General features: G+C 41.9%; 25 protein-coding genes. 3 read left to right on the top strand and 22 right to left on the bottom strand.

The genetic code is table 11. From position 1 onward, the window contains the following. Positions 1 to 2: 2 nt before the first annotated feature. The 10 genes from MHB45_RS01985 to MHB45_RS01940 form a co-directional block, all read right to left on the bottom strand. On the bottom strand, positions 3 to 1,034 hold the full coding sequence (locus MHB45_RS01985) for a Gfo/Idh/MocA family protein (RefSeq protein WP_048684332.1): 1,032 nt from the start codon (positions 1,032 to 1,034) through the stop codon (positions 3 to 5). Between the two features lie 47 nt (positions 1,035 to 1,081). Then, positions 1,082 to 2,494 (bottom strand): sugar porter family MFS transporter, encoded by a 1,413-nt coding sequence (locus MHB45_RS01980; RefSeq protein ID WP_048684330.1) that lies wholly within the window; start codon positions 2,492 to 2,494, stop codon positions 1,082 to 1,084. A gap of 22 nt (positions 2,495 to 2,516) precedes the next feature. After that, positions 2,517 to 3,404 carry a myo-inosose-2 dehydratase gene (iolE, locus tag MHB45_RS01975; protein ID WP_048684328.1) on the bottom strand — a complete coding sequence of 296 codons (888 nt, stop codon included), beginning with the start codon at positions 3,402 to 3,404 and terminating at the stop codon, positions 2,517 to 2,519. A gap of 17 nt (positions 3,405 to 3,421) precedes the next feature. Beyond that, a complete protein-coding gene (iolD, locus tag MHB45_RS01970) occupies positions 3,422 to 5,332 on the bottom strand; it encodes a 3D-(3,5/4)-trihydroxycyclohexane-1,2-dione acylhydrolase (decyclizing) (protein WP_048684325.1) in 1,911 nt (636 codons plus the stop codon). 32 nt (positions 5,333 to 5,364) lie between these two features. Beyond that, positions 5,365 to 6,342, bottom strand: coding sequence for a 5-dehydro-2-deoxygluconokinase (iolC, locus tag MHB45_RS01965; RefSeq protein WP_202187021.1), 978 nt, complete (start codon positions 6,340 to 6,342; stop codon positions 5,365 to 5,367). A gap of 22 nt (positions 6,343 to 6,364) precedes the next feature. Further along, positions 6,365 to 7,180 carry a 5-deoxy-glucuronate isomerase gene (gene iolB / locus MHB45_RS01960; protein WP_072272443.1) on the bottom strand — a complete coding sequence of 272 codons (816 nt, stop codon included), beginning with the start codon at positions 7,178 to 7,180 and terminating at the stop codon, positions 6,365 to 6,367. 73 nt (positions 7,181 to 7,253) lie between these two features. Continuing rightward, positions 7,254 to 8,723 carry a CoA-acylating methylmalonate-semialdehyde dehydrogenase gene (locus MHB45_RS01955; protein ID WP_161921960.1) on the bottom strand — a complete coding sequence of 490 codons (1,470 nt, stop codon included), beginning with the start codon at positions 8,721 to 8,723 and terminating at the stop codon, positions 7,254 to 7,256. An 858-nt stretch (positions 8,724 to 9,581) separates the two neighbouring features. After that, complete coding sequence (locus MHB45_RS01950; RefSeq protein ID WP_053533860.1) at positions 9,582 to 9,902, bottom strand: antibiotic biosynthesis monooxygenase family protein; 321 nt, start codon at positions 9,900 to 9,902, stop codon at positions 9,582 to 9,584. Positions 9,903 to 10,078: 176 nt separating this feature from the next. Continuing rightward, positions 10,079 to 10,207, bottom strand: a complete 129-nt coding sequence (locus MHB45_RS01945; protein WP_260359184.1) for a hypothetical protein — start codon at positions 10,205 to 10,207, stop codon at positions 10,079 to 10,081. Between the two features lie 290 nt (positions 10,208 to 10,497). Then, positions 10,498 to 10,677: an IDEAL domain-containing protein gene (locus MHB45_RS01940; protein WP_072272442.1), complete on the bottom strand. Its 180-nt coding sequence runs from the start codon at positions 10,675 to 10,677 to the stop codon at positions 10,498 to 10,500. Between the two features lie 466 nt (positions 10,678 to 11,143). Here MHB45_RS01940 and MHB45_RS01935 point away from each other — a divergent pair, with 466 nt between their 5' ends. Continuing rightward, entirely contained in the window at positions 11,144 to 12,442 is a 1,299-nt protein-coding gene (locus tag MHB45_RS01935) for an MFS transporter (RefSeq protein WP_048684312.1), read from the top strand. Positions 12,443 to 12,534: 92 nt separating this feature from the next. Here the strand turns inward: MHB45_RS01935 and MHB45_RS01930 are convergent, their stop codons facing one another. Beyond that, positions 12,535 to 13,230 carry a YjjG family noncanonical pyrimidine nucleotidase gene (locus MHB45_RS01930; protein WP_048684310.1) on the bottom strand — a complete coding sequence of 232 codons (696 nt, stop codon included), beginning with the start codon at positions 13,228 to 13,230 and terminating at the stop codon, positions 12,535 to 12,537. 101 nt (positions 13,231 to 13,331) lie between these two features. Between MHB45_RS01930 and MHB45_RS01925 the strand changes: the two genes are divergently transcribed. Then, entirely contained in the window at positions 13,332 to 13,751 is a 420-nt protein-coding gene (locus MHB45_RS01925) for a hypothetical protein (protein ID WP_318285249.1), read from the top strand. 188 nt (positions 13,752 to 13,939) lie between these two features. Here MHB45_RS01925 and MHB45_RS01920 read toward each other — a convergent pair whose 3' ends face one another. The 8 genes from MHB45_RS01920 to MHB45_RS01885 all read right to left on the bottom strand — a co-directional run bounded on the left by MHB45_RS01920 (position 13,940) and on the right by MHB45_RS01885 (position 22,281). Next, positions 13,940 to 14,662 carry an anti-sigma factor gene (locus MHB45_RS01920; protein WP_048684306.1) on the bottom strand — a complete coding sequence of 241 codons (723 nt, stop codon included), beginning with the start codon at positions 14,660 to 14,662 and terminating at the stop codon, positions 13,940 to 13,942. Continuing rightward, complete coding sequence (locus tag MHB45_RS01915; RefSeq protein ID WP_048684303.1) at positions 14,663 to 15,217, bottom strand: RNA polymerase sigma factor; 555 nt, start codon at positions 15,215 to 15,217, stop codon at positions 14,663 to 14,665. Positions 15,218 to 15,295: 78 nt separating this feature from the next. Further along, positions 15,296 to 15,766, bottom strand: coding sequence for a COG4315 family predicted lipoprotein (locus MHB45_RS01910; protein WP_048684301.1), 471 nt, complete (start codon positions 15,764 to 15,766; stop codon positions 15,296 to 15,298). Positions 15,767 to 15,787: 21 nt separating this feature from the next. After that, positions 15,788 to 16,525: an extracellular solute-binding protein gene (locus MHB45_RS01905; protein ID WP_397330529.1), complete on the bottom strand. Its 738-nt coding sequence runs from the start codon at positions 16,523 to 16,525 to the stop codon at positions 15,788 to 15,790. A gap of 269 nt (positions 16,526 to 16,794) precedes the next feature. After that, positions 16,795 to 17,901, bottom strand: a complete 1,107-nt coding sequence (locus MHB45_RS01900) for a GerAB/ArcD/ProY family transporter (protein WP_048684298.1) — start codon at positions 17,899 to 17,901, stop codon at positions 16,795 to 16,797. 185 nt (positions 17,902 to 18,086) lie between these two features. Then, on the bottom strand, positions 18,087 to 19,187 hold the full coding sequence (locus MHB45_RS01895; protein WP_202187022.1) for a GerAB/ArcD/ProY family transporter: 1,101 nt from the start codon (positions 19,185 to 19,187) through the stop codon (positions 18,087 to 18,089). Between the two features lie 269 nt (positions 19,188 to 19,456). Continuing rightward, complete coding sequence (locus tag MHB45_RS01890) at positions 19,457 to 20,707, bottom strand: Ger(x)C family spore germination protein (RefSeq protein WP_226990463.1); 1,251 nt, start codon at positions 20,705 to 20,707, stop codon at positions 19,457 to 19,459. Beyond that, positions 20,704 to 22,281: a spore germination protein gene (locus MHB45_RS01885; protein WP_226990462.1), complete on the bottom strand. Its 1,578-nt coding sequence runs from the start codon at positions 22,279 to 22,281 to the stop codon at positions 20,704 to 20,706. Before MHB45_RS01885 ends, MHB45_RS01890 begins: the two co-directional genes overlap by 4 nt. 374 nt (positions 22,282 to 22,655) lie before the next feature. Between MHB45_RS01885 and MHB45_RS01880 the strand changes: the two genes are divergently transcribed. Next, positions 22,656 to 24,722, top strand: a complete 2,067-nt coding sequence (locus tag MHB45_RS01880; RefSeq protein WP_202187023.1) for a Na+/H+ antiporter — start codon at positions 22,656 to 22,658, stop codon at positions 24,720 to 24,722. 260 nt (positions 24,723 to 24,982) lie between these two features. Here MHB45_RS01880 and MHB45_RS01875 read toward each other — a convergent pair whose 3' ends face one another. From MHB45_RS01875 to MHB45_RS01865, 3 genes are read right to left on the bottom strand one after another with little or no spacing between them, the layout of a single operon-like run. Continuing rightward, positions 24,983 to 25,189: a hypothetical protein gene (locus tag MHB45_RS01875; RefSeq protein WP_340907245.1), complete on the bottom strand. Its 207-nt coding sequence runs from the start codon at positions 25,187 to 25,189 to the stop codon at positions 24,983 to 24,985. Further along, a complete protein-coding gene (locus MHB45_RS01870) occupies positions 25,167 to 25,460 on the bottom strand; it encodes a hypothetical protein (protein ID WP_340907244.1) in 294 nt (97 codons plus the stop codon). Before MHB45_RS01870 ends, MHB45_RS01875 begins: the two co-directional genes overlap by 23 nt. Next, complete coding sequence (locus MHB45_RS01865; protein ID WP_161802085.1) at positions 25,417 to 25,575, bottom strand: hypothetical protein; 159 nt, start codon at positions 25,573 to 25,575, stop codon at positions 25,417 to 25,419. The genes MHB45_RS01870 and MHB45_RS01865 overlap by 44 nt, the downstream gene beginning before the upstream one ends. Between the last annotated feature and the right edge of the window lie 41 nt (positions 25,576 to 25,616).

Genomic DNA, 25,616 nt, shown 5'->3' with positions numbered 1-25,616 from the left:
GTTCACTGAACAGTAATTTTTCCCGTATAAAAAACTGGCTTCTCTTCAAGGTCAACGGATTCTTTCTGTCCGGACTCTTGTGCTTTTACACAAGCATCAGCTGTTACAGCAGCAATGTATCCATCCCATGAAGTCGGACCATTCGGCTGACCTGTCTTTACAATGGAATCTATGAAATCCTGTAATTCTATGTCATATGCATCCATAAAACGGTCCTTCCAATCTACCAAGATATCCGTGCTCCGTTTAGCGCCTTTCCTTGTTACGATGCTCGCTGGTTCAGGGAGATATGCAACACCGTCCTCACCAATGACTTCACATTGGATATCATAGCCATATTTACAATTCACGAATACTTCAGCTTGGATGACAATCCCACTCTTCGTTTCCATTATGATAAGTTGGGGATCTTTTAAGTTAGCATGCGCGCGGCTGGCTTTCTTCGGGTAAATGACTTGAACTGATTTGTAATCATCGCTGATTAACCAATGCAATACATCAATCTCATGAATCAATGTATCAACGACCGCCATTTGCGTCGTATATTTTTCGTCCACTTCTGGATTGCGGTGTACACAGCGGACCATAAGCGGCTCGCCAATTTCATTTCTATCAATGGCTTGTTTCAGTTGTACGTAACCGCTATCATAACGTCGCATAAAACCAACTTGCACCAAACGCTTCCCGTATTTCATTTCCGCTTCTGCAATTCTCCTGCAACCTTCCGCCGTTGTCGCCAGTGGCTTTTCACAGAACACATATTTGCCAGCCTCAATCGCATTCAATACATTTTGCTCATGCGCTGGCCCCCAACTCGTAACAAGCACTGCATCGACATTTTCCGAGTTTACCAGTGATTTGTCATCCGGATATACAAGTGCTTCAAGTCCATATTGTTTCACGACCTGCCTTGCCGCCTCTTCATTCACATCGGTTACAGCCACAATTTTCCCTCCGGATAATTTGTCTGTAATTCTTTTAATATGCTCCCTGCCGATGGCACCCGTTCCTATTACACCAAAATTTAATGTCATGATCATATTCTCCTTTTAAGGATATCTGGTTTATTACTCTATAACTCTTAAATTATTTTTGTCATTTCCTTTGCAGGTTCTTTTCCATGATCGCGGAAGTTCTGTTCAAGCTGTTCAAGTGTAAGTCCTTTCGTTTCGGGTAAACATTTTTTCACAAAGGTGATAGCCATGATGCCAAAAGCGAAAAAGATATAAAATGTGGTAGACAATCCGACTTTATCTAGTAAAACCGGGAATGTTAAGCCGATTAGAAAGTTCACGACCCAAAGGAAAAATACGGTGACACCCATACCGAGCCCACGAACTTGAAGCGGGAAGATCTCTGAAAGCATCAACCAGGTAACCGGTGAAATGGCCCCCTGCTGAAAGGCAAGGAAAGTGACAGTCAAGGTCAAAATGATATAGGGAAGTGCAGCCGTCCCTTCAAGAAGGGACGATAAGACGCCAATCAATAGCAATGTGGTCGTAGTACCTATCAAACCGGTTAAGAGCATTGGACGGCGCCCGATTTTACCAAGTAGCCAAATACCTAAAAATGTTGCTAAAACAGAAATGATACCGTTTGCAATATTCCCGATCAAAGCAGCTTTTGTCTCAAACCCTGCATCTTTTAAAATTTGGGTACCATAGTACATGATGGAATTAACGCCCGTTATTTGTTGAACGATGGCTATCCCGATTCCAAGAAAGACGATTCTCCGTATCCATGGGACGTTCAAATCTTTAAATGTAGCTTTTTTAACATGGTTCTCTTTTTCGAATGTGGCTCTGATTCCCTGAAATTCCGATTCTGCCTCATCCATTTTACGTATTCTTTTCAAAACATTCAGGGCCTCTTCATTTTTGTTCTTGGACACAAGCCACCTTGGACTTTCAGGCAACCTGATCATGCCAAAGAAAAGAAGTATGGCTGGAAGCGATGCAATGGCCAGCATGTAACGCCAAACATGTGAACTATCACCCATCATTGTCCCAAGAATGGCATTGAAGATGAATGCAAGCAGCTGTCCGCTAACAATCATTAATTCATTTTGGGTGACGATCCGGCCGCGTCGTTCAGCTGGAGACATTTCCGCCAAATAAGTAGGAACGGTTACTGACGCACCGCCTACCGCAAGGCCGAGTAGAAAACGGCAGGCAATCATGACCGTAACACTCGGTGCAAACGTGCATCCAACAGTCGAAAAGAAAAAAAGTACCGAAAGAAAAAGAATGTTTTTTCGGCGGCCCGCATAATCCGAAAGTCTGCCTCCCAGAAAAGCTCCAAGTGCCGCGCCTAAAAGAAGTGAACTGGCAACAAGTCCTTGCGTAAGTGAATTGAGGTTAAGTTGATCCGCTTCGGACATGAACGGCAAGGCACCGTTAATGACACCTGTATCATATCCGAACAAAAGACCGCCTAACGTCGAGATAATAATAATCTTGCGTAAGAATGCCATTTGATTTCCATCATTATTCAAATTAATCACTTCTTTCCCGTTTTTAATCTTGAACTAGGAGCAGCCTTTCATTTATATACTTGCGAGCTATTAATGCGTATTCCAATGGATGGGCAACGGAAGGATCTTGTTCCGCCTCTACTACAATCCAGCCTTTATAATGATTTTCCAGTAATGTATGGTACGCTTCTACAAAGTCAATGCAGCCGTCACCAGGCACTGTGAACATGCCGGCTAAAAAAGATTCTTGAAATGATTTCCCAACTTTTCGGCACTGCTCCAGCACGCTATGCCTCACATCCTTGAAATGAACGTGCCCAATGCGGTCGATATGCTTTTGCAGAAGTGACATGCAATCGCCATCCGATACATAAATATGTCCAGTATCATATAACAGTTGCACTTTCTTTTCGGTATTTTCCATAAGGCGGTCAATTTCACACAGTGTCTGGACGCCCGTCCCCATGTGGTGGTGATACACCAGTTTTAAGTTGTAAAGTCCTGCAATATCCCCTAGCCGATTCAGGCCCGTACACAATATTCCCCATTCTTCATCAGTAAAGCGGGGCTTTTCCTTAAATACATCGTACCTTTCGCCTTGGATACTGTAAGTTTGTTCGGATACTACCGCTACATCTCCATCGACAGCCTGTAAATATTTGCAGTGTTCATGGAAATCCTGTTCTGCTTTGTCGATGCCATCACGGATGATGAAACTGCTGAACCACTGACCGGCTATTTTTAAGTTCCGAAGCTTCAGCTCTTTATTCAGGACCTCCGGTTCCGGGAAGAAACCTCCTACCTCGGTCCCCTGAAATCCTGCCACGACAATATCGCTTAAAAGGTGGGATAAGGTATTTTCAGCTCCGATTTCCGGTATGTCATCATTACGCCAGCCAATTGGGGCAATCCCCCACGAAATCTCCTGCATTTTCCGACTTCCCCCTTTTAATATTGTTTGGCCATTTTTAATTTCTCTTGTCTCGCTTCATATGCCCTTTGTATACTTTTCCGTTTCGAGACCTCTGCCACGCCAACATTCCACCAGGAGTCATAACCATCCGTCATCGTTTTCGGCAGAACCTTCATTTCTATTAATGTAGATGCCGTTTGTTTCTTTGCATCCTCCAATGCTGCTTTCAGCTCATCGATAGTATTGGCCCGATAAGTTTTGGCTCCATACCCTTCGGCTACTTTTGCGTAATCAATATTCATGATTTGGTTATCATGTGTTCTGAACTCACAGCAATATGTTCCGCTGCCATTCTCCATTTGCAGATTATTGATGCAGCCAAATCCTGAATTATCAAACAATAGAATGTTGATTTTATGATTATATTGGATGGCTGTGATCAATTCCGAATGAAGCATCAGAAAACTGCCGTCCCCTACCATTGCATAGACTTCCCGGTCTGGATGAGCAAGCTTGGCTCCTAAAGTTCCTGCAATTTCGTAGCCCATGCAGGAGAAACCATATTCAAGATGGTAAGTGTTTGGCACGCTTGAATGCCAGAGGCGCTGCAAGTCACCCGGAAGTGATCCGGCCGAACCGACCACCACACTTTCAGGATCGATCGTATCGTTTATTGCGATCATCGCAGTTGATTGGGCCAATTCAGTTTTCAATGCATCCGAATATTCATTCAAGACTTGCTGTGAAAACTGGTCTTTGATTTCAGGCTTGAAATTTTCACGGCTAAAAGTGACTGTACTTAAACGGGTCCGTTCGGAAAGCCACTCCGCCTTCCAATCTCCAAGCATTTCCCCATATTCGGTTTCATAGCCCACTAGTAAAGCTTCAAGGTTTTCAAGCGCCACCTTTGCATCGGCGACGACCTGAAATCCATCTAATTTATAAGTTTGAAGGCGGCTGACGTTAATGTTCAAAAACTTTGTCCTTTCAAAATCAAATGCAGTTTTGGAAGAAGTCGTAAAGTCCGTATAGCGGGTCCCGACACCAATTACGAGATCTGCTTGACGGGCAGCCTTATTGGCAGCCATCGTACCGAGAATGCCGACGCCGCCCAGATTCTTAGGAAAATTTGATTCCACCGTCGATTTACCTGCCTGTGTTTCCACAAGTGGAATGTTATGCTTTTCCGCCAGCTTCATCAAAATATCCCGAGCTCCGGAATATCTTGCTCCGCCACCAACGATGATGATCGGCTTCTTACTTGCTCTAATTCTCTCGGCAGCTCCTTGCAGTTCCCGTTCAACTGGAGCTTTCCGATCTAAATAATGGACGCGCTTTTCAAAAAAATGTTCATCGAAATCGAATGCCTCCCCTTCTACATCCTGTGAGATGCATATCGTCGCTGGGCCGGCTTTCCCGGGATCTGTCATCACCTCGAAGGCCCGGATCAGACTGGACATGAGCTGCTCAGGGCGAGTGACGCGATCCCAATATCTTGATACTGCAAGAAAAGCGTCATTAGTGGTAATGGCCGTACTATGCTCATGCTCAAGTTGCTGAAGAACCGGATCCGGCTGACGTGTCGCAAATGTATCAGCAGGAAGTAGGAGGACAGGAATATTGTTGGCAAGTGCAGTCCCCGCCGCAGCTATCAAGTTTGCCGAGCCTGGCCCGGCAGATGTAGTAACTGCATAAATTTTCCTTCGGAGCATTTCCCGGCTGTAGGCAATTGCTGCGTGAGCCATCCCTTGCTCATTCTTTCCTTGAATCACTTTCAAGTGGCCAGCGTCCTGTTCGAGTGCCTGACCGATACCAACTACATTCCCATGGCCGAATACATTAAATACACCTTCTACAAAAGGAGACTCCTCACCATCAACATGAATGTACTGCTGATTTAAAAACTTGATTAAAGCTTGGGCTGTCGTCAACCTCACTGTTCCCATCTTCTGTTCACCCCTCTATGTAGATAAATTCCTTACACGCGTTCTGCAATTAAACCCTCGATTTCTTCTGCTACGGGCATGGCCTCAGATGAGCTGTGCTTGCTTACTACTATGGAAGCGGAAGCACTGCCAAACTTCAAAGCGCTTTCAATCCCTTTGCCTCTCACTAACGCATATAAGAAAGCAGAAGCATAGGAATCCCCTGCGCCGAATGTTTTCAATACTTTCGTTTTATAGGACTTCGCTTTAAATACTTTTCCTGATTTGGCATAGGCATACGAACCCTCGACACCGTGTTTGATGACCACCAGGTCTGAGGAATGTTTAAACAAGTTACCGACGGTCTCTTCATTTGTACCTTTTTCGGTATTTTCCATTACATCATATTCATCACGCGTGCCAATCAAAATGTCTGATTGCTCTGCGACTAACGAATAGTAAACGGAGGTTTCTTCAATGGAATTCCATGTATAAGGACGGTAATCCAATTCAAATACGACTTTTACATCATTTCTTTTCGCAAGGCTTACGGCTTTTAAAACCGCCTCACGTGATGGACTTTTTGCTAAAGCCGTTCCTGAAACCAATAGGATCTTTGATTTTTTTAAATATTCTTCATCCACTTCCGAAGGTGCTAAATGAAGATCGGCTACATTATCCCGATACATCAGGATACTGCATTCTTCAGGACTTTTAATTTCCGTGAAGGCGAGTCCCGTTTTATGCCCTTCTTGATCGATAACCATATTCGATGTATCAACACCTGCCTCACGCATATACCGCTCGATGAAACGGCCGTGCTGATCATCGGCAAGCTTACCGATAAATCCCACTTTCAAGCCTAATTTTGCACTTCCGATGGCAACATTGGCAGGTGAACCGCCCACGTATTTTGTGAATGTCATGGTCTCTTCCATCGGACGGTTATATTCATTGGCATTCAAATCGATGCAGGCCCGACCAATGGCAATCAAGTCAAATTCCTTATCGATATTAAAAGTATAGTTCATCAGGTTAACATCTCCTTTTCCTTTAACGATTCAGGATCCACTCATGATCGGGATCATTATAGAATTTCCATGTCCTTGTCGGACCGGCCATGACATTCAAGTAATAAGATTCATAACCGTCAGGCACCCCTACCGGATGGTAACCGGCCGGTACAAGTACGACATCGCCGTTTTCGACGGACATGGTCTCATCGATCGAACGGTCATCTGTATATACTCGCTGAAAGACGAATCCCTGAGGCGGGTTCATTTCATGATAATAGGACTCTTCCAATAATGACTCATTTGGCAAGTTATCCCGATCATGTTTATGCGGAGGATAGCTCGACCAGTTTCCGCTTTCTGTATATACTTCAACCACGAGAAGGCTATTCGCATACGGAGCTGAATCCGGTAATATATTATGTACCATCCGCTTATTGCTCAAAATGCCCCTATGTTCCACGTCAACATCTCCCGCTTTAATCCATTTAGTCGGAAGTTGCTTATCAGAAGGAGAATAACACAATGCCACTCTGGCCTCGGTTATCGCTTCCAATTCAAAACCCCTATCATTTGACACGTAAATGCTATCAGTCGGCACTTTATCAAATACACTATCACGTGTCCCTAAATCATGGTATACATCCTCGCCCACTGTCACATTGATCTTTCCCGTAAGAGCGACAATGCAGCACTCCTTCTTGATTAATAATTCTGAATATTCCGCCCCCTGTGCCAACTCCACTATTTTGAATTCAACATATTCTAAAGGAGAATTTCCTTTCGTAACTGATTGAATGATTGTAACACCTTCAGCGACCTCTTGTTTTTCCGGTTTTTGAAGCAGTTTACTCATATGTACCTCCTTGTTTTTCAAAAAATCCGGCCCGTATCCAAACGGGCCATCTTGCAATGTCTTTTTCATTCATTTATTTCACGTAGCGTGCAGTCACCATTTTTTTTCGTGTATAGAACTCAACTCCGTCGGTTCCATTCGCATGAAGATCACCATAAAATGAATCTTTATATCCAGAGAATGGGAAGAATGCCATCGGTGCAGGAACACCCACGTTTATGCCCAGCATTCCGGCATGGATCGTTTCACGGAATTGGCGTACATCAGCTGCACTGTCCGTATATAAGCAAGCCCCGTTTGCCAGTGCTGAAGCATTGGCAATCTCAACGGCCTCCGTTAAATCTTTAGCACGGACAACGGAGAGCACCGGTGCAAAAATTTCATCTTGCCAGATTTTCATTTCCTGTGTAACATGATCAAAAATCGTAGCTCCGAGGTAATATCCATTGCCGCTTGCTGCCTCATCTTTACGGCCATCGCGTACTAGGGTCGCGCCCTGGGCTATACCTGATTCGATGTAATCAATAGTCCTCTTCTTAGCTCCTTCCCGGATCACAGGTCCTAGAAAAACGCCGTCATCCAGACCATTCCCGATCGTAATCGCATCAGCTGCCTGTTTCAATTTTTCAACTAACTCGTCCGCTACACTTTCTTCTACGACAACAACCGCAGCGGCCATGCAACGCTCACCGGCCGACCCAAAAGCCGCACTTGTTATTTCCTTGGCCGTCATATCAAGATTGGCATCTTTCAAGACAATCGAGTGATTCTTCGCTCCCGCAAGAGCCTGGACGCGCTTCAAGTTAGCCGTGCCTGTTTTATACACATATTCTGCCACTGGCTGTGAACCGACGAAGGAGATAGCTTTCACATCTTCATGCTCCAGAAGCCCATTAACCACATCATGTGCTCCATTGACAATGTTCAGTACTCCTTTAGGAAGACCTGCTTCCTCAAACAGTTCAACAATGCGTGCTGCAAGTAAAGGTGTACGTTCAGATGGCTTTAACACGAAAGTATTGCCACATGCGATCGCTAGCGGGAACATCCAGCAAGGGACCATCATCGGAAAGTTAAATGGAGTGATACCGCCGATTACACCAATTGGGTAACGGTACATACCCGATTCAATGTTGGTCGCGATATCCGGAAGCTGTTTGCCCATCATCAGCGTAGGTGCACCCGCCGCAAACTCGACACACTCGATGCCCCGCTGTACTTCACCAATTGATTCCGATAGGCTTTTACCATTTTCGACAGTGACCAGTTTAGCTAGTTCTTCCCAATTTTCCACAAGAAGCTGCTGATATTTGAACAATATGCGAGCCCTTTTCGGGACAGCAACCTGCGACCATTTTTTAAATGCGTCATTCGCCACTTGGACCGCACGATCCACATCTTCCCTAGTGGAAAGTGGCACCTCGGCAATTGCCTCACCAGTTGCAGGGTTGAACACGATTTCCGTTTGCTTTGAAGCGGATTCAATCCACTCACCATTTATATAGTTTTTTAATTTTTTCACCTCATGTGTTACTGAAGACATGTTTTTTCCTCCTTAAAATAAAGTATATTTTGTTAGATCATCAGCCCCGTATAACCATCGCCTTCAATGAAATCGATTTCATTTACCTGTGGAAGAAATCCATCCATGTTTCTTTTTAGGATCAATCAATAAATTTTCTAGCTCAATCCTAATATTCAAGCTTTTATTCTGCTAATGAAATCGATTTCATTTATTTTCAGGGGTCCACCTTAAGAAAAAGTAAGGACCAATCCACTCCCCCTTAAGTTATAGCTTGTACATAACCTTGATTCAGGATGAAATCGATTTCATTTACTTTATAAGGAAATACTACAATGAAAAATTTTCCCTGTAAACACTTTTTTTGCATTTTTTATAATATTCTATCTTCTTCACGGTTCAAAACATTGATAAATATGGAAATGTGCTTTAATATTTATCAAAGACATCTTCAGAGGTTCTTAAAAACTGACCAATACTTTATCGATAATGGTAGTGGTATTTTGGTATATTAATTTTCCTAAACTCAATTGACTTTATCATAGGAATTCCAGCTAACCTAAGAATAACATCCTTAGTCTTTCATATATGTAAACTTTTCAGACTACCTTCCTGCTCCCCTTTTCTTTACATTCCATGAATGTCTCCATTTCAATGAAAATAATTGATATTTTACTATATCAACAGACATAGCCTATCCCGAGATTTCATCAACAAAAAGAGGCACCCATAATGGGAGCCTGAATTTTAGTGAAGGTAAGCTATTATATGTGAACGGTAACCATTCCGTATCCTTATCCTAACAAGATGATTGAGAAATGGGATATTCCACCCAGTTACTTATTTGTACGGAATTTAAAACAGGCTGCTTAAGGTCAGTTATTTCACTGCCTTCTTAATAGCCTTCACTTCATATAATGATCCTTCCGAACTGACGATATATTCAGGCTTTGGTTTCCCTAGGTTTGCTTTATGGCCTGCGATATGGGCTTCACTCTTTTCCCACTGCTTCCAATGCGCCTCCGACTCCCAATTGATCATAATGATGACCTCTTCATCCCCGCGTCGCACTTTTTTCACCATTACACTTAAATCGATGAACCCTTCCTGCTTTTCTATGATTCCTTCCCCGCTGAACCGTTTTACTACTTGTTCTGCATTACCTTCTTTTACCACCATTTTTCTCATCTGAACGAACAATATGAACAACTCCAATCGATATACTTGTATTGAATCATTTTATTCGATAACGATTCTCATTGTCAATTAATGAGACTTTTACTTAAGTGCACTACTTAAAATCTGATTCCCAAAAACAAAATAAAAAATGGATCAGGAAGTTTTGCATATCTTCCTGATCCATTTTTTATTGTCACTCACCTTTTATCTTTAAGACTTTTGGGAACATAGTCATTCAGTTTGTTAAATAAAGAAGTAATGTAGGAGCTGAGTTCGAATCGATCCTCCTGAACAAATTCAACTAAAGACACTCCATTCTTTTTCATAACTTTTCCCCCTTTTAGTTTTTATCCCGGTGCATGAACTTTTCAGCAACTAATACCTGTGAATCCCGCCATTAGCGCACTTACACTCTTCTCTCCATCGTTTCTTTATTTAATTATACAAGAAAGCGCTTACAATGTAAAATATTATAATACTATAGATTGCTATTTACTTAGTATGTTTCAGGTAAATGAAGTTTTCTCTTCAGCATATTTATGGTTATCAGCTTTGCAGGCTTTTCAGTGTACATTCCATATCATAACTACTTGTCTTGTTCACAGAGAATAAAATTTCAGGAAATGCCCTTCAATATTTCAGTTAAACGTAGGAACTCTTCCTTATCACGATTTCTTAATGAGTCATCGATTTCTTTTTCGATTTGGGCTTTCCGGTAATCACTAAGGGCCTTTTTTAAAACGATTTCAGCCATCTCTTCAGGTTCAAGCGATGTTCCTGGCAATTGCTTCTCCATACGAAACCAACTCCTTAACCTTTTTTCTATTATACTAAATAACTTGGAGATTATTATTATTAATTAAAATCTTATCCTTTCCTCTTATTCATTTTTCATTTCCTTATCCACATGATTTCCACTTTGCCACTCTTCTATACACAAAATTTCTAAATATTCGGATTTCTAATCAGTAACACATTTTCTTTTTATTCACTTAGTCATTTTACCTGGGAAGATCGGATCGTTTATTTCCATTACTTTAGAATTAATTATATTCCATTACAGGTGAAGGGAGCTAAGTTATTCGCTTTATTTTTTCAGAAAAGTCAGAAATATATTGACCGGTATGGATAAGCCCTCTAAAATAATCTAAATAATCCAGTTTTTTACTTATATTCATTTACCATCATTTTTGTTCATTTCGGCTTTATTTATTGTTGAAAACAATATTGATGAAAAACTTAGCATTAAAGGAGCATTTATCATGAAAAAAAGTCGAGTTCTTTTCGCTAGTTTAGCGGGTTCCGTTATTGAGTGGTACGATTTCTATTTATACGGGACAGCAACGGGCCTGGTTTTTACGACGCTATTCTTTCCCAATCATGATCCAGCGATTTCACTTCTTCTTGCCTTTGTCACATTCGGTGCTGGTTACGCTGCCCGTCCAATCGGCAGCATCCTTTTCGGTCATATGGGTGATCGCATCGGACGGAAGGCAGCACTCATGTTCACCCTTATTGGTATGGGAGGGAGTTCAATGCTAATCGGTGTTCTGCCCACTTATGCCCAGGTTGGGTTGGCCGCCCCCGCCATCTTGGTGGTGCTGAGGTTGATTCAAGGAATTTCCTTGGGAGGTGAATGGGGCGGAGCCATCCTATTGGCAACGGAATCTGCTCCTAAAGGTGTCCGTGGGTTATATGGATCCATTCCCCAACTAGGGGTCCCCATCGGCTTGGTTGCCGGTTCGTTCAGCCTAACCCTCATCAGTTCCTTGACAACCGATGCCCAATTTTTATCTTGGGGTTGGCGGATTCCATTCCTTTTAAGCGGTGTACTGATCGGGTTGGCAATTTGGGTAAGGAGTGGCATTGAAGAAACGCCGGAATTTAAAGCGCAGAAAGATAGCGGCGATCTTGCGAAAGTTCCCATTATTGAAACGTTGAAACACGATTGGAGAAGTGTGCTGCAAGTGATCGGACTAAAAATTGGGGACGGCTTCTTCAATGTATTCATCATGTCCTATGTTCTCGTCTTTACTACGCTGTATTTTGGTTATTCCCAAGATTCAGCTCTTACCGGTTTAACGATTGGCTGCGCTACAATGCTGATTACCATTCCTGTCATTGGTTACATTTCAGATTTCATTGATCGAAAAATCATCTATTTTGGGGGCCTGACTCTCCTTTTCGTCTTGGCCATCCCATATTTCACAATGATTGGTCGTGGGGTTGGCTGGTTCTACATGATGCAGGCAGTTGTACTCGGCGTCATCTGGGGAGCCATTTTTTCCACACAAGGGACATTATTCTCGGAGCTCTTTCCAGCCAAGGTCCGTTATACTGGATTATCCGTCGGTTATCAGGTCGCGGCAGCCATTGCAGGTTTCGGTCCGCTCATCTGGACCGCCATGGCGGAATCATATGGCCCATCCCCTTTGGTATTTGGCGGATTCATGATGGCAGGTCTCGCGATTTCCTTGGCGCTTTGTATATTATCCCCGCATTTCAGCAGAAGGAAAGAAAAGGATCAAACACTCAAACCACATAAGCTGGATTTGAACTGATTCTAAAATCTCTGGCGTGATTAATAACAGAGGCCTGCATGTCCTATCACTCGGACAAGCGGTCTCTGTTTTTTTACAATGCATATACCTCCCTATACTTGTTTACTTCCTACAATCTCCAAAAGATCAGTGAGTGTCCGGATTTCATAGGTGGGCTTGATTCCCAGATCATTATCCTTTTGATGGGGATTGTACCAGCATGTATCCATTCCATAATTCAAGCCGCCCTGTATATCTGAAGTCAAGGAGTCACCAACTATCAACGCTTTCGATTTATCTGTGATATTTAACTTGGAAAATGCATAATCAAAAATCCCTCTATCAGGCTTCTGAAACCCAGCCTCTTGGGAAACTATCAAGGTCTCAAAGGTATTGCAAAGGGCTGACCCGCCGATTCTTGCTGTCTGCACTGCCGTGAAGCCATTCGTTATAATAGCAAGCCGGCATCCTCCAAGCTTCTCGCAAACCTCTATAGCCCCGGGCAGAAGATGTATTTCCTTTCCCAAATGTCCCAGGTACGCACGGCTGAACGCATCCGCATCCATATCAAGCCCATGCTTCAGGAACAACCGCTTGAACCTTTCCACTCCCAGAATGGTTAAATCTATATGCCCCCGTTCCAAATCCCTCCATAATACCTTACTGATTTCTTGGTAGCATCCCGCATAATCCTCCGCCCCTGTTGGCAAACCAAACTCTAAAAAGGCTTCATGCAGTGCTTTCTTTTCCGATATTCCAAAGTCTAGCAAAGTATCATCAACATCAAATAAAATAATTTCGTATTTCATCGCTGCCCCCATAATCATTTTAGTCCAACTTAACACATTTCCTTTAATTACGTATTAATTTTGCAAATTCATGGTAAATACATACTGCAAGCTTGGAAAAATTGCGGGAACGTAAAGAAGATATCATTCCCCTTACGTACAATTTTTTAAATAAGTTCAATGAAAGGTATCATGAAAATAAAGTCATTTCGGAAGAATGCTTGAACCTATTAATTCATTATTCATGGCCCGGCAATGTACGCCAGCTCGAAAACTTGATTGAACGGTTGGTCTTAATAAGTGACTCCGTTATCCTGATGTCCGACTTGCCTGAAATGATAACCGAGAACGTTGAACAGGTCACACAGATTGATCTCCCCACTTCACTCGATAAAGCACTTGATGAAACGAAACGGATATTGATCAGGAAATCTTACCAAACATACAAATCATCAAGGAAAGTCGCGAAGGACCTCTCTATCAGCCAAACGAAAGCCTCGGCATTGATCCGGGAGTACTGTGAAGACTTAATGAATAAATAGGCACCATGAAAACGACAATGATTTTCCATATTCATCCAACCGAAACATATTGGTTATCCGTTGCTAGTGATGAAAGTTTTCCATTTCTATGGGCTTCCATTGTAAATCCTGACTTCTTCTTCCTGATCCATGGTCCAGGTATGAAAAAAAAATAAGGGACTTACCCTTTGCGGGCAAGTCCCTTATTTTTATGAAGATCCCACTATTTTTTCGCCCCTCGGCTTTGTACTATTTGAGTCCGGTTCTTTTGTGATGCCAATTTGATTGAATTTATCATCTCTGGACAGTTTGTATGTCAATGATCCTGTACCTGCTTCATCAGGCTTGAAAGTTCCTGCATTTCTCCGTTTTCCATCTTTCAGCAACCACACCTGATACACCTCGGACTCTTGAAGGCTAGGTAAATTCTGAATTTGCACGATTAACCTTCTTTCGTCACCTTGCTGCAAAATGTATGCAGCCCCGTCCGTATTCATATTTACAGCGGTCTTATCGGCAGGCTGCAAAGATAGCGACGTTTTAACCTCCATTGGCAGATTGATAGCTGCAAGTTCTTTTTTCAGTTGAATATTGGAATATAACAGCACAAATACCAAAACCAGAACAGCCAACAAAAGACCAGAAGTGACTGGAGTAAACTGCTTAAAGAAAAAAACACCCCATTTCTTTTCCTTTCGCACCGGAACTTCATCATCAGTCTTAAAGACAAAATTCATGACCTCTGATTTCAGGGAAGAAGAAGGTTCCATTTCTTCGAAATCCCATTTCAATGAATTCCAGGCTTCCGTCATTTGTTCATACTCCCTAGTGCATTCAGAGCATTGAATTAAATGTTCCGCGAATGCCTTTTTTTCTTTTTCTCCCAGTTCACCCGATAAAAATGAAAGCAGGTTAGCGCACTCTGTATTCATTTACAAACCACCTACTTCCAAATACTTTTTCAACAATTTTAGCGACTGGTGAAGTCTGCTCTTGATGGTACCAATCGGTTCATTTTCAATTGTGGCAATTTCCGTTAACGAATACCCTTTCCAATACAGTAGATCAATCAGTCTTTTTTGCGGCTTGCTTAACTTACTTTTTGCCTGGGCAATTTCACTGTATAATAGCCCATTTTCTATATCATTATTAGGATCTTCTATGTCAATCGGATGACTCATGTCCATGTGTTTGTTATTCCGGATATGAACGCTGTCTTTGCGGACATAATCCACACACACATTTCGTGTAACGGTCAAAAGCCAGCTTACAAAGTGCCCCTTTTCGGAATTGTAACTGCTTTTTGTAGTCCAGAGCTTTAAAAAGACCAACTGCACGATCTCTTTAGTTTTTTCAGCATTTCCATTTGTGAACTTAAAAATAAAACCATAGATTAATTTAATATGCCGGTCATAAAGTTCTTCCAGAGCAGGACGATGCTTTTTCATGACTAATGCCATCAATTCCTTATCAAGTTTTTCTTTCAATCGCACCTGCAACTCCTCACAAGTAAATTTGGAAAAAAACGTGTAACAGGAACGACCATCACTGATCGTCCCTTTTTCTTATTTTGGAAAAAGCGTCTTATCATTTACAATATACCAAACATTTTTGACACCTTCGCCATTGACATCTCCCGCTTCCTTATCATTCACAAAATAGTAGAGTGGAAATCCTTTGTACGTTACCTGCTCTTCCCCTGTATCTTCTCTTTTCATGGTACCAAAGTCTTTTTCCTCAAATCCTTTAGGGACAGCAAAATCCCTTTCCATGAATGGCGGCCATTTCTTCAGACAATCACCCATGCAATTGCTTTTTCCTGATTTATCATTCTTGAAAAAATAAAGTGTCATTCCTTTGGAATCAGCAAGGTATTCGCCTGTTGTTTCACTTTCCATTAATTTCAGGGGCATTGCTTTTTCATCAGCAGTACCATTAACCACTTGATCATTTTGGGGTGAATCATTAGCTTCATTTCCACATGCCGCCAAAACTAGGACCATCATAAAAACTGAAAATACCATCCACTTTTTCATATGCTCTCACTCCACGTCAATTTACTTCCATCCCCATTTTTGAAACACTTGATGGGATTTTTCCGTTTTAAGATAATCAATGAATTGTTGTGCCTTTTTCTTGTTTTCACTCTTACTTGTTATGCTTACCGGGGTTCCCCTATAATGCTTGTCTTCCTCAGGGAGCTGAACCAGGTCCGTCACATCCGCCAGACGGTAATGCCAGGATTCATATGTAATCCAGGCGTCTAATTTAGAATTTGCCTTCCATAGATCGATAGCTTCTGCACTGGATCTCACTGAAATGTCAATATTCCTGCTAATTCCAGGAATCAATCCTTTTCTTCCGGCCAAATCTTCCCATAGCCCCAGTTGCCCGGCTCCATTAACATCCACAATCTTTACGCCCTTCTTCGTTAAATCCTCCAAAGACTGTATATTCTTTGGGTTTCCTTTTCTAACCAGGATTCCAGCAGACCGTGCATACAATTCTGTACGGTTTTTTTCATCAAGGAGCTCCGGATGATCATGCATAAAATCTGTTAGCATATACTCGGACCCTCCGTATATGATATCCGCATCCTGTTTGGCTTGATCAATCCATTTTTCTTCGGGTCCCGCTGTTACTTCAATCTTTATCCCCGTTTCTTTGGTGAATAGCTCCCCCGCTTCCTTGATAGGCCCAAGAGGTCCACCTGGTCCATAGACTTTCACGACGCCGTCGACAGCCTGGCCCCGTTTCGGAACCATTTCCGGTGAAAATCCTAACAGTACCAGCATCAATGATAAACATCCAACAAAAATGAGCTTTTTCAAGTCTTTCTTCTCTCCCTTCTAAAAAGTCTTTGTACTATAGATAACGGGACAAAATTCAAAACGGTTTGAAAAAAATTGTTATTTTTTTAAACTTGCTGCAAATACATCTGATGATCTTAAGCATTTCTCTTTTTTCTCAACAAAAACACCCCATTCGAAAAAGTATCCATTCGAATGGGGCATGACTTTAATTACATACTCTTTCAATCCTCTTAACCAAGTGGCAGAAAAGGTTAGCTTGAATTGCTTCCCTTTTTTCTCTGTCTATTTCTTTTAACAACAGCTATCACCAACAATAACAGAGGAATCAACGTTTGCATCAAAACCCCATAAAAAGGGAAGGCGATGATATCAAAACGGCTGACATCCATAGCGCTAGGATACGACCAAAAGCTGAATTCTACAATCAAAATCCCTATCGGCCATACCACAGGACGATAGTCGGAGAGATTCAGCCACTGCGCGGTACCCAAAGCAGCCGCATAATAAAACACAGAAATTTTGACAAACGCTCCTACTATCCATACGGCCATGATGGCGGACTCCAAATGTTCAAAAAAGTCGGCTAAACTGATGTACCGAGATACATTCATCAGGGGATAATTCTTTGTGGATGTTGTTGATCCGAGTACAAAAAGAACGATAAGATTCACTACAACTAACGTCACCATCACGGCAAACACAGTCATCATCCCGTGTTTCATTCCTTTTTTCATATCCGCTAAAAAAGGTAGAATAAAAATGATCAGAAAAAACTCGCTGAACCATCCACCCGGTACAATTGAACCCTTGATTGGAGGCATAATTCCATTCCCCAATACCGGGAATATATTCTTAAATTCAAGATCAGGGCCCAGTAAGATGATCAAGAGGAGGATTGGAATGATAAAAACGGGAACAAACAATTGGGCAGCTCTACCCAACACTTCTATCCCTCCGCATACGATAAAGGCACAGAGGAGTATCATCGATGCCATGACCACGCTAATTGGGGTTTTGACCAGAAAAGAGTCGACAATATATTCTCCGTAACTTCTTAGGATTTGCCCTGTGATCGGGATATAAAAAAACAAGAATAAAAAACCGAGAATTTTCCCCGGAATCCGCCCAATGATCTGTTCACTGAATTGGATAACCGTTTGTTTCGGGTAAAGTTTGTGCAGTTTATAAGCGATATACACCGTCGCATACCCGATGAGAGAAGCCAAAATGGGGGACAGCCATAAATCAGTTTTGGCATATTTCGCTGTGATGCTTGGAACACCGAGAATAGCCGTTGCCACAATCGTCGGATACATCATGAATGCCATCTGCAGAGATGAAATTCTCCCTTTCTCCATCATCGTCCTCCCTTCTGTGATAGTATGTAAATTTGAAATCACGCAACCCACTGATCGATTTACTTTTTCATAAACTCTTCAAACGGCTTCATAAAGAGATTAATCCATTCAGTTCGTCCTGCCTTCTGCGCGAGTACGAACATGTGTAGCACCTATCGAGGATATTTACCATAAAAAAATCTCAGTCAGCTTGTTTCAGTTCCTTTACGATTTCTCTTCCTTACAACAGCAATCACCAACAATAACAGAGGAATAATCGTTTGCATCAAAATACTTTGTAAAGGGAAGACGTTGACATCATTACGATTGACATCCACAGAGCTAGGCAACGACCACAAACTGAATATGACAATCAAAATCCCAATCGGCCATACAACAGGACGATAGTCGGAGAGATTCAGCCACTGTGCTGTACCTAAAGCAGATGCATAATAAAAAACGGAAATTTTCACAAACGCCCCTACTATCCATACTGCCATGACGGCGGACTCTACATGTTCAAAAAAGTCGGCGATACTAATGTATCGAGATACATTCATCAAGGGGTAAAGCTTTGTGGATGTTGTTGACCCGAGTATAAAAAGAACTGTAAGATTCACCACAATTAACGTCATCATCACAGCAAACACAGACTTCATACCGGATTTCATCCCTTTTTTCATATCCGCCAAGAAAGGAAGGAGGAAAATGATCAGGAAAAACTCGCTGAACCATCCACCCGGTACAATCGCACCCTTGATTGGAGGCATTACACCATCCGCCAATACCGGGAATATATTCTTGAATTCAAGATCGGGAATCAGCAAAAGGATTAAGATACAGATTGGAAAAATGAAAACAGGTACAAACAATTGGGCAGCTCGCCCCAACACTTCTATTCCCCCGCGTACGATGAACGCACACAGAAGCACCATCGATGCCATGATCACACTAATCGGGGTATTTACCAAAAAAGAGCCGACAACAAATTCTGCGTAGCCTCTAACGAGTAGCCCCGTGTTCTGGATATAAAAAAACATGAGTAAAAAACCGAAAATTTTCCCCGGAAACCGACCAATGATCTTTTCAGTGAATTGGATCACCGTTTGTTTTGGATACAGCTGGTGCAGTTTATAAGCGATATACACTGTCAGATACCCTATTAGTGCGGCAAAAATTGGGGACAGCCATAAATCAGTTTTGGCATATTTCGCTGTGATGCCGGGAACCCCGATTATAGCCGTTGCCACAATCGTCGGATACATCATGAATGCCATCTGTAATGATGAAATTTTCCCTTTCTCCATCCGCTTCCTCCTTTCTGTGATAATTTGAAATCATGCAACCTACTGATAGACTCACTTTTCCATAAACTCTCCAAATGGCCTGAAAAGAGTTTCGATCCATTGAGTGGGTCCTGACATCTGTGGGAGATTGAACATGGACAGAATCAAGCCAGTGAGGAGCAGTGTAAGAAAGGCCATTTTATCTTTTTTAGGATTCTGTTTCATTCTCGGCCATTCATACAAAATGATTAGAACTACAACCACGCTTGTACAAAAAAAAGCTCCCCATCTCATTTGTCCTTCACCTCTTCCTCAGACAATCCTGCCGGTTTGTTTATATAGCCCTGTCTTCGAATATGGGCCGCAACATCGACTTCCACTTCTATTTCTGCGAATATCTCATCCCAGTGGTTATCGACCTTATTAAACTGTTTAGGATATTTCCTATAGAAATCTTTACCTAACCCTAAAATGTCCGCTTTCTTATGCTGAGTATTCAGAAAAGCCATCTCGATGCGTTTTTCTATATCTTTTTGATATGCTCGTTCTGCAGCTTTTAGAGACTTAGGATTTGAAAGGTTTAAATTCGTTCCATTCTGTATAACAGCTCCATCTGTATTCACCCTCACCAATAATTTCCATTTTTCATTGATAATTTGCGGAATGATCTTGACTTTGGCTGACACTGGACTTAAAGATATCTTCCCTTTCACCCCTTTGGGTTTTATGGTCACGGTATATGATTCCACTTCATCCCTTAACCACAAAAGCCCTCTTGTTTCTTTTTCCGTCATCATCCCAGTCATTTTATCTTTTTTGAATACGGCTGTCCCGACAATGTAAGGAATTCCCTGTAATTTCGTTTGCCCTTTCCCTGGTGGTAAAATTTTAACGAATGGAAGTGCGGCCGCTTGAGGTATACCCGTTAACATTTCATCTAAATCCTGCATTGTGACCAGCATCCCGATATGTAAATCTGATAGTTCCCTAAGCACTTCCCCTGAATAGTTTTCCAGGGGTGGCAAAGATTCAAGGATAGGCTTTGCTTTCCCTTTGCTGACATACACATTTGCTTTCTCTCTTGGCTGCGGATGACGCAGTAAAAAATCCATCTGCTCTTGAATTCCTTCCTTCGCTAACTGTTCGCCGAATACAAATATTTTACAATGTCCCCAAAATACTTTTCGCGGAAGCTTACTCTGAAGCTTAGACAATGCATCTGAAATATTGGAGCCTTTTTCATATCTTACCAATGTCGTAACCGCACCCCCTCCTTGACTGCTCCCTCCTCCTTGACCGCCCCCTCCACCACTTATTGAACTTGGAATAAAGACTTGGATGGATAGTTCGATTTGATCATTATCCTTCTTATCGATGGCTGCTGCTGTGACAATCGCCAAATCAGTGATTTCTGTTCGATCCCAACAACCGCTTAGAAAAGGGGTTGTTCCACTAATACCGAGCAAAAGAAGGACGCTTTTCAAGAAATGACGCCTCTTTACTTTCTCCCATATCTTTGTTCTCCTCCAACCATTATTCACTCCGTTTCACTTCCCCTTTTTGGATTTGGTCCCTGCTCCGAGGATTGACGGTATACATTAGAATCGCCTGTGAGGCGCGGGCGTGTATCCATCATCCACCAAGGAGCTCTCCACAGCACATCTTTCAGCTCTTGTCCTTTTAACGGTGCCAGTGGCGTTAAGTAGGGAACGCCAAAAGAACGCAAGCTGCATAAGTGAATGACTATGGCAATGATCCCCATCATGATGCCGAGCAGTCCTAAGGTACCGGCAAGCAGCATCATTGGAAAACGCAGCATCCGGAAAGCAATTCCGGCAATATAACGAGGCATCATAAAAGAAGCGATTCCCGTAATTGCAACCACAATGACCATTGGCGCTGAAACCAACCCCGCTTGTACGGAAGCTTGACCAATCACTAGCGCTCCAACAATGCTGACAGCAGAACCTACCTGCTTCGGCAATCGAACCCCTGCCTCCCTTAGTGCTTCAAAGGTAATTTCCATAGCCAATGCCTCTACAATTGCAGGAAAAGGGACCGATTCCCGGGATGCCGCGCTGCTTAGCAGGAGTGCGGTTGGGACCGCCTCATGATGGAACGTCAAAATAGCAACATATAGGGACGGAAGCAATAGAGATAATCCCATAAAAATAAAACGTAACCAACGGATAAAAGTGGCTGCCATAAAACGTTGAGCATAATCCTCTTGTGATTGAATTAAAGAAAAGAAGGATATTGGAGCAATCAGAGTAAAGGGAGTTCCCTCCACAAGAATGACAGCCCGTCCCTCGAGCAAGCTTGAACAGGCTACATCCGGCCGTTCTGTCGTCATGATCTGAGGGAAAGGTGAATACGGATTGTCCTCAATCATTTCCTCGATGTACTCGCTTTCTAAAATACCGTCTATTTTAATTCGTTCCAACCGAGTTGTAATCTCTTCAATCAGTGTTTTATCGACAAGTCCATCAATATAAGCAATTGAAACATTCGTCCTGGTATACGTTCCGATCTTCATCGATTGTAATTTAAGGGCAGGACTTTTAATAATACGTCGCAATTGGGACGTATTAACCTCTAGAGATTCAATAAATCCCTCTCGTGACCCCCTAACTCCCCCCTCTGCCATAGGTTCTTCAATCGCCCGCTTTTCCCATTTGGACAATCCTAAAGAAAATCCATCGCTTTCCCCTTCATATAGAAGGATCGGGTTTCCAGAGGAAATCGATTCAATACAATCCGCCAACATATTCACTTTTACCACTTTAGGGACGGGCATTTTATGTTCAATAAACTCATTTAATGGCTGTGGCTCTTTTGATGACTCTTGCATGAGTGGAGATAGCACATATTGCTCTATCGCCTCGATGTCTGAGAGTCCCGCAATGTAAATAAGCATGGCCCTCGTCTTTCCGAAAAGTAAGAACGAACGGAACATCACATCCGAGCAATTATCATAAATAGAACGAAGTGTTTCTACATTTTGACTGAAATTCGCAGCAAGTACATCTGCAGGCTTAGAATCCTGGTAATTATTCTGTACACTGGATTTTTTTTCTTTCGTTTTCCTTAACAATCTACCTACATTACGAATCAAGCTGAATACCCCCATTTTTTTGCAGGTCGCTCTAACTCCATTTTTCTATGTTTCTTCATTAAGGGTATTTTATACAGGAAATCCTGTTTCCGGCATGAACTAATTTTCATGGAAAAGCTATGTTATAAGTTGATTTTGAATAAACTGTAAACTCTTGTGATATCCTGTTTGTAATTAATAACTAAGGGGTATATCAAAAACCGAGGCTATATATTAGTCGAAAACACTGTCTATGGCTAAATATTGTTTTTTTAACAAGCTACACAGGACCATACAGTAGGGGTTACTTTTTAAAGGATGGATATTGTTTTAAATACCTTTTTTATAAGTTTCATGGGCAATCGACTAAAACATTAGAAGATAAGGGAGATTCTATGTCATTATTAATCACATTGCTCGGATTATTGGTGTCCACAATAATCGCTACAATATTAAATGCCATATGGCCTCGTATCCCACTTCCGATATATCAGATATCCATGGGAGCAGTGTTCTCATTATTACCATTTCAATTATCATTTGATTTTCATTCAGAATTATTTATGATCTGTGTCATTGCTCCGCTGCTTTTTACAGAAGGAAAAAATACGTCTCGTAAAGAAATGCTTGAATTGCGTAAGCCTATTCTGTTATTGGCCTTTGGGTTAGTATTTGTGACGGTTTTTGCAGGAGGCTTTTTCATCCACTGGTTAATACCTGATATGCCGATGGCTGTGGCTTTTGCTTTAGCAGCAACCATTACCCCTACGGATGCGGTAGCGGTACAATCGATTACAAAAGGATTGAAATTGCCCGGAAACATGATGCCCATCCTTGAGGGTGAATCACTTTTCAATGATGCTGCCGGAATCGTCGCTTTTAAAGTTGCCCTGGCAGCTGCCTTAACTGGAGTGTTTTCTATAAAAGATGCATCGCTTAATTTTATATTTGTAGCTTTAGGCGGTATCTTTATAGGGATCCTATTGGGCTATTTAATCGTTAAATTACGATTATTTTTACGGGTTCATGGACTTGAAGAAATCCCAATGTCCATTGTCATTGAACTAATTACGCCTTTTGCCATCTATATGGCAGCTGAAGAATTCCATGTTTCCGGAATCTTGGCAGTGGTTGCTGCAGGTGTCATTCATGGCATCGAGCGGGATCGCCTTCAGAGTTCCACGACTAAATTGCAAATTGTATCAACTAATACATGGTCTGTATTAGGTTATGTCTTGAATGGACTTGTATTTGCTTTGTTAGGATTTATGTTGCCGAGTGTTTATCAGGAAATTGAGTCCAACTTAAATAGGGGCATTCTTTTTGGGATAAGTGTCTTGATCGTTCTTTTATTATTGGTGATCCGTTTTATATGGGTATACATCCTGCATGATACTTTTACGAAAAACAGAGTGAATCCATTAGAGCAATTCATTATGTCCAGGGTTCATCCAGAAGATAGCAATGACACCGATGAGGAGAATGTTTCAAGATCCCGATTTGCATTTTTGACATCCGTTTGCGGCATTCATGGAACCATTACATTAGCTACAGCTTTATCCATACCATATTTCATGCGGGATGACACTTTATTCCCGATGCGTAATACTGTCTTGTTCATCGCAGCTTGCGTAATATTGTTAAGCGTCACCTTGGCTACGGTTCTCTTGCCACTACTGGTAAAGACACCGACTGAATTCAAAGATGAGCGGCTAACCTCTGAGGAGGCTTATAAAATTGTTTTAAATAAAACGATCAACCAGCTGAGCAAAGAAGCAACCATCGAAAATCAGAAAGCGGTCCATCAAGTAATGGAAGATTTGAATGAACAACTGATAGATTTGGAACGGGGAATAACGAATCGGCCGGATAATCGGACAATACGCGATTTAGTGGAGCTGGGAGCCAATAAGGAACTGGAAGTCGTTTCTGGATTAGTCGAAAAAGGGACTATATCTGAAACAGCCTTTGAACTATATAAAGTGTATCTTTCAAGAACCTCGAATTATATGCAAAAATCCTCCCTGAAAAAGGCTTGGATCAATTTGCAGGCCATTCTTTTCAAGAAAAAAATCAATGTCAAATGGGATAAGAAATGGAAAGCGAAATTAGAGAACTCCATCGTTAAAAATGCGGACCTGATCAGGGAGTTCCGTAAAGCACAAAAAGAAGCTTCCAAGGAAGCCATTTTATTGATCAAACAACAAACTGCACCTGAAAACCGCCATGAAGTCATGCTTGTCATCCAAAGATATAATCGTTATTTGAATCCGTTCGGAACATTAAGTGAAAAAGAAGCAAAACGTTTTGAAGAGATGGTGAGTCAATTTCAGTTGAATGCGATGCAAATCGAACGTGATATCATTGCGCAAATGGTTGAGGATGAGCAAATATCCATACAAACAGCAACCGAGCTTAGACAAAACTTAATCTACGATGAAATGATAATGATACAAAATTGATAAAATATTAAGAGACTCCGATGCAACAGGAAACGGTGTCTCTTTATTTACATTCCAAAGCAGGGATGAATACCTCAGGAAAAATGAAATGAAAAGACCGTAGATCGAGCAGGTATAAGGGCTTTCGTCGAAATTCCAGAGGATTCACGGCATCTGTTCCCATTATTCTTTATTGCCCTCACAATGGAGTTAAATCACCGTTTTGCAGCTTTTACAATTGAACCTAACTCAGTTAATACAAGTGTCATGAAGCTGGCTGGTCAATACAACGAACTCTTCCTTGAATTCAAGATACATCCTACACATAACAAAGGTAAAAGGCATGTTCGTTTCTGTGTCTCACGAGTATTCGCTCCAAATTCACGAGTAAAAGCGCCGAACTCACGAGTATTCGCTCCAAACTCACGAGTATTCGCTCCAAACTCACGAGTATTTGCTCCAAACTCACGAGTAAGCGCCAAATTCACGAGTATTTGCTCCAAACTCACGAGTATTCGCTCCAAACTCACGAGTATTTGCTCCAAACTCACGAGTAATTGCTCCAAACTCACGAGTATTCGCTCCAAACTCACGAGTAATTACACCAAATTCACGAATAATTACACCAAATTCACGAGTAATTACACCAAATTCACGAGTAAAAGCACCAAACTCACGAGTATTCGCTCCAAACTCACGAGTAATTGCACCAAACTCACGAGTAAGCGCCAAATTCACGAGTAAAAGCACCAAATTCACGAGTATTCGCCCCAAATTCACGAGTATTCGCTCCAAATTCACGAGTATTCGCTCCAAACTCACGGGTATTCGCTCCAAACTCACGTGTATTCGCTCCAAACTCACGGGTATTCACTCCAAACTCGCCAGTAAAAGCCGAATGCCCCTTCCAATTTA

This window comes from Peribacillus sp. FSL K6-5616 (assembly GCF_038008245.1).
Classification (GTDB): domain Bacteria; phylum Bacillota; class Bacilli; order Bacillales; family DSM-1321; genus Peribacillus; species Peribacillus frigoritolerans.
Note: the sequence above shows the minus strand (reverse complement) of the source record. Positions and strands in the feature narration are given on the sequence as shown.